This window comes from Pseudomonas sp. OA65 (assembly GCF_017498305.1).
Taxonomy (GTDB): Bacteria; Pseudomonadota; Gammaproteobacteria; order Pseudomonadales; family Pseudomonadaceae; genus Aquipseudomonas; species Aquipseudomonas zanjanensis.
Window position 1 is genome coordinate 93,895 of record NZ_JAGDEZ010000015.1, and the last position, 12,563, is coordinate 106,457.

General features: G+C 60.0%; 6 protein-coding genes. 1 reads left to right on the forward strand and 5 read right to left on the reverse strand.

Annotated features, from left to right (window positions below; all coding sequences use genetic code 11):
• Positions 1–111 precede the first annotated feature (111 nt).
• Positions 112–4,836 carry a DUF6543 domain-containing protein gene (locus J3361_RS15100; RefSeq protein WP_207965260.1) on the forward strand — a complete coding sequence of 1,575 codons (4,725 nt, stop codon included), beginning with the start codon at positions 112–114 and terminating at the stop codon, positions 4,834–4,836.
• A 123-nt stretch (positions 4,837–4,959) separates the two neighbouring features.
• Here J3361_RS15100 and J3361_RS15105 read toward each other — a convergent pair whose 3' ends face one another.
• From J3361_RS15105 to J3361_RS15125, 5 genes are all read right to left on the reverse strand, one after another.
• Complete coding sequence (locus J3361_RS15105; protein ID WP_207965261.1) at positions 4,960–7,335, reverse strand: RND family transporter; 2,376 nt, start codon at positions 7,333–7,335, stop codon at positions 4,960–4,962.
• A gap of 43 nt (positions 7,336–7,378) precedes the next feature.
• Positions 7,379–8,431: a YCF48-related protein gene (locus J3361_RS15110; RefSeq protein ID WP_207965262.1), complete on the reverse strand. Its 1,053-nt coding sequence runs from the start codon at positions 8,429–8,431 to the stop codon at positions 7,379–7,381.
• Between the two features lie 358 nt (positions 8,432–8,789).
• A complete protein-coding gene (gene pepN / locus J3361_RS15115; RefSeq protein ID WP_207965263.1) occupies positions 8,790–11,447 on the reverse strand; it encodes an aminopeptidase N in 2,658 nt (885 codons plus the stop codon).
• Positions 11,448–11,460: 13 nt separating this feature from the next.
• Positions 11,461–12,291 (reverse strand): DUF2797 domain-containing protein, encoded by an 831-nt coding sequence (locus J3361_RS15120; protein WP_207965264.1) that lies wholly within the window; start codon positions 12,289–12,291, stop codon positions 11,461–11,463.
• Positions 12,288–12,548: a DUF1315 family protein gene (locus tag J3361_RS15125; RefSeq protein ID WP_207965265.1), complete on the reverse strand. Its 261-nt coding sequence runs from the start codon at positions 12,546–12,548 to the stop codon at positions 12,288–12,290. Before J3361_RS15125 ends, J3361_RS15120 begins: the two co-directional genes overlap by 4 nt.
• Positions 12,549–12,563 lie beyond the last annotated feature (15 nt).

Genomic DNA, 12,563 nt, shown 5'->3' on the forward strand with positions numbered 1-12,563 from the left:
TCATTCGCCATCTCCGAGGGTGGTATCTATATACCACCCAAACGGGACAGGGAAACCAATACTCGATTCGTCGTCAATCCCGGCGATACGAATCAGGAAAAGGAACTCCCAATGACTTCGCCTACCCCGGCTGACAGTCCCGCTACGTTTACGCAAACCGTCAGCCAGCAATTTGCCAATCGCCCAACCTTCGAATATATCGCGCAACAGATGCTCGAAAAGGCAATCAAGGCAGCCTACCCGACGCTCACCATCGACCTATCCACGGTTCAGTTGGCAATGCCCGATAGCGCCACCATTGGCTGGGCCGCCCAGCCATTCATGCCCCTTGTGCTCGATTACCTGGCCCTCGGCACGCCCGTCGACTTCAGCTCGAAGGGCGAACGCGACTGTTACCTTTGCGCCGAATTTCCGAAACGGCTTCGTGATGCGGACGGAAAAACGCCGAACATTAAAGTCATCGAAACATTACTCCTTGAGTTGCCTTTGGCGCTGCCGATCGGCCTGGAACATGCGCTAACCCGTTATTGGAACGCCCAGTTAGCCGCCGATAGCCACACCAGCCGCTGGCAATGGCTCAGCGATACGCTCAAGCACATTCTGCACGTTCGTGGGCTGCAACAGCCCGGCCTCTCCGAGCCGGAGCGTGACACCCTGGAGCAGATCGCCCGCTGGCCGGACCGTGAACAACGCTTTCGCCATGCCGTGCCGCCCGTCTACGCCTATAGCCTGGAAAGCACGATCACCCAAGGCGACGCCAACACGGTGTTGCCCGCCCAACATATCCTGCTGCTGCACTACACCAGACATGGGCTCATCATTCTGCTCTGCAGCCCCGGTAGCGCCGTGCGGTCCTTCGCGTCACTGGACAGGTTCCACGCCTACTGGACCCAGCGCATCGCCGATCGTTACGTCGTCGACACCGTGACCTGCCAACGCTATGAAATCAGCGGCAACGTCTTCGAGACCCAGGCCGGCATGCTATTGGAGCAACAACTGAGCGATCTGCGTTCGGTGAAGTTGCCCTCCGATATCGGTTGGGCAGACTTGAAGGCGCTCTATAGTGACCTGAGCGATCCCACGCGGTACCTGACCGACATTCCCCGCATCTCGCCCCAGGCATCCAAGCCCTTGATGGCCTTGTTGCCGGATTGGTTGAGAACAGCCCCCCTTCTTGACCAGACAACATTCCAGCACTACAGCTTGGCGCTGGCCGGTGCCAAACAACGCGGCGACGGTAAGACTTTCCTCAGCGGTATCGAGGACATCCGAGCTTTCACCATCGATGCCTTGTCCAGTCGCATGCAAAAAATCAACGACAGCAGCCAAGAGAAGGTGCATGCCAGTCAATTTCACCCTGACGAGGTGACGCTGACCTATACGGTCGTGGCGGGTTATCCGGGCGCCGTCGGCATCAGCGAGACCAGGGAAATGAGCCTGACCGACCTGGCCATCGACAACCTCGTCGCCCGGCCCAGCGGGCATGTAAGACTCAGCCACCGCAAAGGCTTGGCACTGCCGCAATGGCTGACGAATGACTTCATCACCCGCCAGAACGGCCTGATCGAACAAGTCGACATCGGCACCACTTACCCTACCTACCTGCAACAAGCGCTGCTGCTCGACGACTCCGAAAGGCGGTCCCGCGAGCGACGTTTCGCCGAGCAGATTCCGGCACAGCTGGTGCTTGAGGCGCTCAAGCAAATGCATGATAAGCAATACCACATCACTCGCCAGGGCCTTGACCTGGTGGAGGCCTTGTTCGCTCTTTCCGCCGAGGACCGACAGGTCGATGGCCGGCCGGTCGTTATTCGGCACCTGGCTTTGCACCGCAAGCCCCAGGCCACGCCCGACACGGTGCTCAACATGTTCCTTATCGAGTCGAAGGACTCGACCACGGGCCCGCACCTGCTGTATCGGCCGTTCTATGCCCCGTCTTTGCAACAGTTCACTTCGCGCCAAGCGTTGATGGATGCCATCGCCACCGCCGGGGCGCTGCAAGACAGCGTCCTGACCTGGCTGCCCGACACTGCCAGGCCGGTGTATGCCAACGGCGGGTTCAAGGAACCCCATGTCGTACATTTCTACCAGGGCGACGAATTCAGCGTTCCCGACAGGCCCGTCCCGGCGACGCTCGCGGTAGACGAAGCCAGTGGTGAACTGCTGCAATACCTGGGGAAAGGCGAATTGATGCAATATCTCTACGGCTGCAATGCCCGAGCCCTGGTCGCCCAGGCCGACCGGGCCTCGGTCTCCAACAGTGAAAGCCGCTGGGCATTGCTGCTCAAGGGCGGCAGCCTGCTGTTCAACACGCTGCTGTTTCCGCTGTTGCGCGGCCCGGCCATGAGCTGCGTCTGGCTGTTCAACCTGATGCTCAGCGCCAAACATGACATCCCGGCGCTGACCAGCGAGGATCCGGTAGCCCGCGAACTCGCAGCCGTCGACCTGTTGCTCAATCTGGCGCTATTGGCGGTCCAGGTTCCCTCCGCCCGCGTTCCTGCGCGTGCGCCCGTGACGGAGCCAATCAAGGAGCAAGCGATGCGCGCCCCAGCGCCGCGGGCCATCCCGGAACAGTGGCCCGCACCGGCCGCGCCGAAATACATTGAAGGCATCGTTGCCCTGCCTGGCGAACAATCCCACGCACCTACCAGAGCCCTGGATTTCAGCTTCGCCAACCCCCGTCATCGCTTGACTTTGGCGCAACGGGCCCAACTGCGAGAAATGCAGGTGGGTCAACCCTCCAAGCTGCCTGAACCGATTTCATACGGGCCGCTTAAAGGCCTGTACGTAATAGACAACCAATGGCATGCCATGGTTGAGCACGTGCTGTACCGGGTCGACATCGAACCGGAAGGCAGCGCACAAATCATCGATACCCATGACCCGAACAGAAACGGTCCGATGTTGAAGTCCGACAGCCAAGGCAACTGGACCCTGGACCTGGAGCTGCGGCTGCGAGGAGGCATGGAAGAAACGCGTCTGGCCGACCTGCGAGCGAAAAACAGCAAGAGAAGGGAGAAGCTCGAAAACGAGCGGGTCGACTATCTCAATGCCCGTGTCGCAGAACTCGAAAGGGCAAAAAAGGCCTATCAAAAAGTCGTTGATAATACCCATGGTATCGACACGACAACGGGCGAGAAGTTTGATAGCCGACTAGGTCCCAAACTCTTTGCCAAGCAGCGTACGGAAAATAACACTGCATTTTATAAAGTGCTGAAAGAGCAAACCGCCAAGTTCCGGAAAATGTTGAACAGTATTCCCGAGCGCAAGGAGCTGAACATACCTTTAGAACGCGCGCTCGTTGCGGAATTGCTCATCAACGTGATTCAAAAAGCGGACCTTGCTTATCTACTCGTTTCACTGAACCACTCGGACCTCATGGATGCCTATCCTGAGTTTGTAAACGGGCCACCTGCCGATGCGTCCCACCGGAGCTATTCGCGCTTCGAAACGTATGCGAGCAAATCTGCTGAAATCCGGGAAATCGGCATCTACTGGCTGAAACTGAGGGATAGGTACCAAGAAGAGTTAATGGACCTCGACGCCGCCGGCACCCAGGACTACAAAAAAGTAATCCCGACGCTCAGGAATAACGACAGGAGTGTCATGGGTGAACAAGGAGGATTGTTAGCCGCATTGTCAACATTGACAATCCAGAATGGTGACTCGGATCTACTCGAATGCCTCTATCGGCTCATGAAGCCTCTGACTAAACAGATGCGCGCCCATTCCGATATCCAGCGATACACCCTGTCCCGATCGGAGCAACTCACGGTATTGGACAGCCTGGTCGAGCAGTACGGCAAGATCCTGGATTCCTTTGAGGTGATGAAGGTCATCTATGCCGAAAACATCAACGAAACCTACTTCAACAAAATGTTCGATCTGGTCAAGAGTTTGTATGAGGATGCATCGAAAAGGCTGATGGCAGAGGCCAAGCCCGAGTCGAAGCCGAAACCCAAGCCTCATCGGCGTCCGAATAAACCGTCTCTGAAGGCTTCGAACCGAAAGGTGATCAAGACCCGAAACGGCGATGTCCTGATTGGCGAAATCAGGAAGGTCGAGGCGAACCCACCGTTCGAACTCGTTGAGGTGCGCTCGGAAGATACGCAGCAAATCATTGAAACCTACTCGGAAAAACAAAATGACGTCTGGGACGTTGTCGTGGAAGAACGACCCACCCCCGTGCCGAAAACGAGATCATTCAACGCAATCAAGGGCGACGCGCTGAAACTGCTCGATCATTTGGATGAACATCTGAGCCGCGCCGAGGGCTACAAGAAGCGCTGCCGTCATCCTCAAGAGATCGAGGAAATCATGAGCAACGAAGCGGACCGTTACCGCAAGCTCTCCGCGGACCTCGACAGAACCCTGTCTGGTAGGCAGCCCACGGCGCAAGAAGAAGCATTGCGCACCGATCTGAATACCGCCATCTTGCGCCTGACTGAAAAGGGCCGGGAGCTTCGCACCCAATTGAGCTGGGACCTGCCGCCCACGGATGGCAACCTTCGCTACCTGTTTGAGAAAAAACTGGTCCAAGTCGCGCGACTCGATCAACGCATCGCCTCGAAAGGCGCCAGGAAGGATTTCTATCAGGAATATTCAGTCAGCAACCTGGAAGGCAAGATTGTCTGGTATGCGCATTTTCATTACGAAAAATTCGACACGCCGAAAGCCGAGTACGCCGTCGCACACCTGAAAAGGTATGCCGATCGCAAGAAAAACTATTACTCCGAGCTCGCCAACGCCAACAATCCCCACGCAGTGGTGGAGGTGTACCGAGGCAGTATCGGAAAGGCGCTCGCACAAGAAAAATTCTTGGTCCTGGCGCCCTGACTAAATGGCATAAGCCGCAATCCTCACGGTTGCGGCTTATGCCGGTCAGCCAAACGAACCGCGGCGAGGGGTGACCGTCATGCTCGACGAGCGCTCCTTGAACGACTCTTTCTGCGCGCCCCTTTAATGAGCGAACAATGAGTTGCCCTTCTGCCCCGCCAGCTTCTCAGGCTTGATCAGGAACCGCGCCAGCGCCGGCAGCAGCCACAGCGCACCAAACATGTTCCACAGCAACATGAACGTCAGCATCAAGCCCATGTCCGCCTGGAACTTGATCGCCGAGAAGATCCAGGTGCACACGCCAATCGCCAGGCACAGGCCGGTGAACAACACGGCTTTACCGGTGGATTTCAGCGTCTGGTAGTAAGCCTCCTGCAACGGCAAGCCGGCGCGCAGGAAACTTTCCAGGCGGCTGTAGATGTAGATGCCGTAGTCCACGCCAATCCCCACCCCAAGCGCCACGACGGGCAAGGTCGCGACCTTCACGCCGATGCCCATGAAGGCCATCAGGGCGTTGCCCAGCACCGAGGTCAGCACCAGCGGCAATACGATGCACAGCGTCGCCGCCCAGGAACGGAAGGTGATCATGCACATGGTCGCCACGCAGATGTACACCAGGATCAGGATGGTCAGTTCCGATTCCTTGATCACCTCATTGGTGGCGGCCTCGATGCCGGCGTTACCGGCGGCGAGGATGAACTCCAGGCCATCGCGGTTGTTGTCCTTGGCAAAGTCCTGCACCGCCTTCACCGCGCGGTCCAGGGTCTCGGCCTTGTGATCGTTGAGGAACACCAGCACCGGCGCCAGGGAACAGCTGTTGTTGTACAGGCCATCGGCCCGGGCGATGGAGTTGTTCAGCACGTCAGGGTTGCGCGACAAGGTCTCCCACTTCAGGTTGCCCTCGTTCATGCCCTTGATCATTTGCTTGGACACGGTCACCAGGGAAATCGCCGACTGCACGCCCTCGGTGTTCTGCATCTTCCACATCAGCTCGTCAATCGGGGCCATGGCCTCATAGCGCGAGCAGCCTTCGGCCTTGGTCTTGACCATCACCACCAGCACATCGGAGCTGGTGGAGTAATTGCTGATGATGAAGTTGTTGTCCTGGTTGTAGCGCGAATCCGGGCGCAGCTCCGGCGCGCCCTGGTCCAGGTCGCCGATCTTCAGGTTCTGGCTGTACCAGAGGCCACCGCCAAAGGCGATCACCGCCAGGGCAATGGACACCGGCGCGACCTTGGCGCTGGCGAAACTCGACAGCAGGCGCCAGAACGGGTGTTCACGGGTCGCGTCTTTCTTGCTGCGCTCGACCGCCCGCTTGCTGATGCCGACGTAGGAGATCGCCACCGGCAGCAGGATCAGGTTGGTGAACACGATGACCGCCACGCCGATGGAGGCGCCGATGGCCAGTTCACGGATCACGCCGATGTCGATGATCAGCAAGGTGATGAAGCCCACGGCGTCCGCCAGGATCGCGATCATCCCCGGCAGGAACAACTGGCGGAAGGTACGCCGCGCCGCCGTCAGGGCATTGTCCGCCTCGCTGGACTGCAAGGCGATGCCGTTGATCTTCTGCACGCCATGGGAAATGCCGATGGCGAAGATCAGGAACGGCACCAGCATCGAGTAGGGATCCAGGCCAAAACCGGCCGCATGCATCAGCCCCAATTGCCAGACCACCGCCACCAGGGTGGTGCTCAACACCGCAACGGTGCTGCGCATGCAGTTGGTGAACCAGTACAGCAGGATCAAGGTGATGACGAAGGCCACGCCGAAGAACAGCACCACCATGACCAGGCCGTCGATCAGATCACCCACTTTCTTGGCGAAGCCAACGATATGGATCTGCACATTCGGATTCTGGGCTTCGAACTTGTTGCGAATCTTGTCTTCAAGCTCGTGGGAGAACTTGCGGTAGTCGAGGGCAAGCAGCTTGCCCTGGTCCTGCGGGTCGGGGTAGGACTCCAGCAACGGAATGTCGATAATGCTCGATTTGAAATCGTTAGCCACCAGGCGCCCAACCTGGCCGGACTTGAGCACGTTGTTGCGCAGCAGGTCGAGGCTGTCGGCCGAGCCGTTATAGCTCTGGGGGATCACCTCGCCACCGGCGAAGCCCTCCTCCGTCACTTCGGTCCAACGCACACTGGGGCTCCACAACGACTTGAGCCCGGAACGGTCGACACCGGAGATGTAGAACACCTCGTCATGGATCTGGCGCAGGGTCTCCATGTAGTCCTTGGAGAAAATATCGCCGTTGGTGGCTTCCACGGAAATGCGCACCGTGTTGCCCAGGTTCGCCAGGTCGTTGCGGTGCTCAAGCATCTTCTCGATAAAAGGATGCTCGAGGGGAATCATTTTTTCGAAACTGGTGGAGGGCCGGATCAGCGTGGCCTGCCAGAACAGGAAAACGCTGACCAGCAGGCAAATGACGATCACTGCCGGGCGGTTGTTGAAAATCAGGCGTTCGAGGAACGTCGCCTTGTCTTGGTGATGACTGCTCATGGGGTCCGCCTTCTTGTTTTTATGCCCGTCTCGCAGGACTGACTCATTTGCTCAGTTCAGCGCCAGTGGACGTGGTGGCACGCACGCCGCCTTGCCCTGCCAGGATCAGGTTGCCATTGCCCGCCGCCGTGACGGCTGCCACGGAGATTCGGTCCGGGCGGTTGAACACGCTGAAGGTCTCGCCGTCGTCGGTGCTGCGCACCACGCTGCCGCCGTTGCCGACAATCACGATGGAACCGTCCGCCAGCAGCGTGGCGCCGGACAGGCCGAACTCCAGCGTTCCACGGGAGGCCTTGAGCTCGACTTGCTCCCAGGTGCCGCCAAAATCGGTGGAACGGTACAGGTTGCCGCGCAAACCGTAGGCCAGCAGCGTCGAAGGCTGGGCGGTGCCGATGACACCGAACAGCGAGCCTTCGTACGGGCCTTCGACCTTTTCCCAGGTCTGGCCCCAGTCGGCGGAACGGAACATGCTGCCGGCCTCGCCGACAATGAACAGCCCGGCGTCTTTCACGGCCGCGATGGCATTGAGGTGGAACTGGTCTTCGTTTTCGAGGCGGTCGCTGGCGTCTTCCCAGTGCTTGCCGCCGTCGGTGGTCTCGTACAACGCGCCATACGCACCCACGGCAAAACCATTGCCGGCGTCCTTGAACCAGACATCCAACAGCGGCGCTTCACGGGTGAGGTCTTCGAATTGCTTGGTCCAGGTGCTGCCGCCGTCATCGCTGGCGAGGATCTGCGCGTCGTGCCCCACCGCCCAGCCGTGCTTGTCGTCAACGAAAAAGACTGCGGTGAGCAGTTGGCGGGTCGGCACCTTGGCCTGGGTCCAGGACGTGCCCTGGTCATCGGAATAGACGATGTGCCCTCGATCACCGACCGCCACCAGGCGCTGCCCGGCATGGACCACATCGAGCATCAGGGTTTTGCTGGCCTTGGCCGATTCGACGGAATAGATGACATCGGACGTCGACGCCGCAACGGCCATCACCGGTGCCGACAACAGCGCAGAGCCCAGCAGCGAGAGCGCCGAAGCCAGCAGCGCGACTCTGCGCAGCAACGGCGGCCGGCAGCGGCCCACAGCCATGACAGGCTCATTCATAGACCTTTCCCCCATTATTATTGTTATGGCTTGGTACGTTGCCAGTCTTGGAGCAGCGTCCTGAAACCTGCAATCTAGAGCCACTTCTCAAGCTGGCCTTATCCTATCGGGGTTTCGAAAGGTCTGACAATCGACGTCGCGTTATCTTTTGTTAACCGGAGGGATATCGATCAAGGGTGAATCAGAAGACATTCGTGAGGGTGATGAATGTGGCGAGGGAGCTTGCTCCCGCTGGAGGCCGAAGGACTCCCTGATCTTGGCTCACGTGCCTTCTCTGGCGAAATGAATCAAGATCGGGCCTGCTTCGCAGGCCAGCGGGAGCAAGCTCCCTCGCCACAAAAGGCAGCGCCAAGCCTGTTTACGCCAGGCTCTTGCTCACCACCTCGAACACATCGGCCGAAAGCCCGCCGGACGCCAGGATGCGCTCCAGTTCGGCTTTCATCAGCGCCTGGCGGGCGCTGTCGTACTTGCGCCAGCGGGTCAGTGGGGCCAGTTGTCGCGAGGCGATCTGCGGGTTGAAACCATTGAGCTGGATGACCAGGTCCGCCAGGAAGCGATAACCGGAGCCGTCGGCCGCGTGGAAGTTGATCAGGTTCTGCCCGGCAAACGCCCCCACCAGCGCCCGCACCTTGTTCGGGTTCTTGATGTTGAACGCCGGGTGCTCCATCAGCGCCTTGACCCGCGCCAGACCGCCCGGCAACGGGCTGCCGGCCTGGACGCTGAACCATTGGTCCATGACCAGCGGGTTGCCCTTGAAGTTTTCCGCGAACACTTCCAGGGCCTTGGCCTTCTCGGCCTCGAACGGTGAATTGACCAACACCGCCAGCGCGGTCAGGCGCTCGGTCATGTTGTCGGCGGTATCGAACTGCTCCAGGGTCGCGCTCAGCACCTCAGGCTTGCCGGTGAGCATCAGGTACGACAACGCAATATTTTGCAGCGCGCGGCGGGCGAAATGCTCGGCCTCGGCCACGTATGGCGTGCGCTTGGACAGGTCGCGGTTGGCCTCATAGCGCAACCACAAGGCTTCAAACAGGTTCTCGGCCAACTGCTGGCGGGCGAACTCACGGGCGGCATGGATCGCCTCGACGTCGGCCACTTCGCTGATTTCGGTGAGGTAGGCTTCGCTTGGCAGCGAGAGCATTTCCGCGACCATGGCCTGGTCCAGGGATTCGTCCGACAGCACGCTGCGCAGCGCACTGACCAGGCGCGGATCCAGCGTCAGGTTGGCACCCTGCTGATGCTGGGCGATCAGTTCCTGCAACACCTGCACCGACAACTGCTGGCCGGCATCCCAACGGTTGAAGCCGTCGCTGTCGTGTTGCATCAGGAACATCAACTGGTCGCGGTTGTACGGGAAGCTCAGTTTCACCGGTGCCGAGAAACCACGCAGCAACGAAGGCAGCGGCTGTTCAGCGATATCGACGAAGGTGAAGGTCTGCTCCGCTTCAGTCACCGAGATTACCCGGGACGTACCGTCTGCCGCCGCTTCACCGGCCAGGCGCAACGGGATCTCGGCGCCCTGGCTGTCCAGCAGGCCAAGCTCCACGGGAATCACGAACGGCAGTTTTTCCATCTTGTCCGGGGTCGGCGGGCAGCTCTGGCGGAAGGTCAGGCTGTAGGTCTTGGCGGCGGCGTCGTAGGACTCGCTCACCGCCAGCCGTGGTGTGCCGGCCTGACTGTACCAGCGCTTGAACTGGGTCAGGTCGACGCCATTGGCATCTTCCATGGCCTTGATGAAATCGTCACAGGTCACGGCCTGGCCGTCGTGGCGCTCGAAGTACAGGTCGCTGCCCTTGCGAAAGCCCTCAGGCCCCAGCAGAGTGTGGATCATGCCGACCACTTCCGAGCCCTTCTCGTACACGGTCAGGGTGTAGAAGTTGGAAATCTCGATAAAGCTGTCCGGACGCACCGGGTGGGCCATGGGGCCGGCGTCTTCGGCGAACTGGTGGGTGCGCAGGTACGCCACGTCCTGGATGCGCTTGACGGTGGTGGAGTTCATGTCCGCCGAGAACCCGGCGTCGCGGAACACCGTGAAGCCTTCCTTGAGCGACAGTTGGAACCAGTCGCGGCAGGTCACGCGGTTGCCCGACCAGTTGTGGAAATACTCGTGGGCAACGATCGCTTCGACCCGCTGGTGGGCGGCATCGGTGGCGGTTTCGGCGCGGGCCAGCACGGCGCTGGAGTTGAAGATGTTGAGGCCCTTGTTCTCCATGGCGCCCATGTTGAAATCGTTGACCGCGACGATCATGAAGATGTCCAGGTCGTACTCGCGCCCGTACACCTCTTCGTCCCAGCGCATCGATTTCTTCAGGCTGGTCATGGCGTGCTGGCACTTGTCGATGTTTTCCGGCTCGACGTAGATGCGCAGCGCCACGGTGCGCTCGCTCAGGGTGGTGAACGTGTCTTCGACGCACCACAGGTCACCGGCCACCAGCGCAAACAGGTAGGCCGGTTTCTTGAACGGGTCTTCCCAGGTCGCCCAGTGCCGGCCGTCTTCGCCGGGGCCGCTGGCAATCGGGTTGCCGTTGGACAGCAGCACCGGATAGCTGTGCTGCTCGGCCACCACGGTGGTGGTGAACTTGCTCATCACGTCCGGGCGGTCGAGGTAATAAGTGATCTTGCGGAACCCTTCGGCCTCGCACTGGGTGCAGAACATGCTGCCGGACTTGTACAGGCCTTCCAGGGCGGTGTTGGTTTCCGGGTGGATCCGCACGGTGGTGTCGAGCGTAAAGGCCTGGGCCTTGGGGTGCACGGTCAGGTGACTGTCGTCCAACTGATAGTCGCTCGGGCCCAGGTCGGCATCGTCGAGCTTGAGCGAGACCAGCTCCAGGTGCTGGCCATCGAGCACCAGCGGCGGCAGCCCGGCGCCGCGCTCGGGGTTGCGGCGCATCACCAGTTGCGCATGGACCAGGCTGTGGTCCTCGAACAACTCGAAGGTCAGGTGTGTTTCGTCGATCAGGTACTCGGGGGCCTGATAATCCTTGAGGTAAATCATCTTCGGTTGTTCGGTGCGCATGGGTCGAATCCTTCTACTGATGCACGGCGAGCTGGTAGGCCGTGTATTTACGAATGTTGATCACGCCGGTGTCGAAAATCAGGTACTGGCCCTTGATCCCCAGCAGCGTGCCCTCGGCGATCGGGTTCTTGTCCAGGTTGAAGCTGACGATCTTGGTCGGGTATTGCTCCACCGGATAACGGATCTCGATGGGTTCGACGTCCGCTATGGTCTGGATCGCTTGCAGGCCGAATCGTTCCTGCAAGCCCTGCAATCCCTGGGCGCAGCTGTCGAACAGCGCGTCGCGGATCGCGGGCAGATCCACCGCCGCCGCGTCGCCCTTGAGCAAGGCGCGCCAGTTGGTCTTGTCCGCCACCTGGCTGCGAAACAGGTCTTCGACGAAGCCCGACTGCTGACGGGTGGCGACCCGCAGGATCGGCAATGCCTGGCTCGCGCCCTGGTCCAGCCAGCGGGTCGGCAACTGCGTGGCACGGGTGATGCCGACTTTCACGCCCGAGGAATTGGCCAGGTAGACCACATGATCGGTCATGCAGAACTGCTCGCCCCAGGCCGGATCACGGCACGTGCCGGCCTCGAAATGGCAACGCTCGGGGCTCATGATGCACAGGTCGCACTGGGCCAGCTTGGTCATGCACGGGTAGCAATAACCCTGGCTGAAGCTGGTCTTGGTCCGGCGTCCACAATGGGTGCAGTGGATCGCGCCGAGGTATTCCAGGCGGATCGTGCTGCCGATCAACGGATTGACCGGCACCTCGACCTCGCCCAGGCGAAAGGCGTATTGAACAGTCGGCCCGTCAAGGCGCGCCGACATCTTGCTGATTGCACCGCGGCCAATCTCGATCAATGGATGGCGTCCGACTTGAACAGGATATTCGGCACTTCGGTGGCTTTCGACTGGCACTCCTGCGGGCCCATGTAGCCGGTGCGCTCGTCTTCGGGCAGGTTCTGGATTTCCCAGGCGATCATCGCCTGCAAGGACAGCTCGCGCTGCTCAGCGGTGAGCTTGTTGCCATCGGCCCATTTACCGATTTCCACGGCCAGTTTCAGGCTCCGGTAGATGTCGGGGGTGATGTTCTGGATCATTTCGTTGAAGGAAGACATGGGTTCTCCGCGCAA

Bases quoted from the DNA above. Each gene is read 5' to 3' on its own strand.
- J3361_RS15100 (WP_207965260.1), top strand. From the start codon at position 112: ATGACTTCGCCTACCCCGGCTGACAGTCCCGCTACGTTTACGCAAACC.
- J3361_RS15105 (WP_207965261.1), bottom strand. From the start codon at position 7,335: ATGAGCAGTCATCACCAAGACAAGGCGACGTTCCTCGAACGCCTGATT.
- J3361_RS15110 (WP_207965262.1), bottom strand. From the start codon at position 8,431: ATGAATGAGCCTGTCATGGCTGTGGGCCGCTGCCGGCCGCCGTTGCTG.
- pepN (WP_207965263.1), bottom strand. From the start codon at position 11,447: ATGCGCACCGAACAACCGAAGATGATTTACCTCAAGGATTATCAGGCC.
- J3361_RS15125 (WP_207965265.1), bottom strand. From the start codon at position 12,548: ATGTCTTCCTTCAACGAAATGATCCAGAACATCACCCCCGACATCTAC.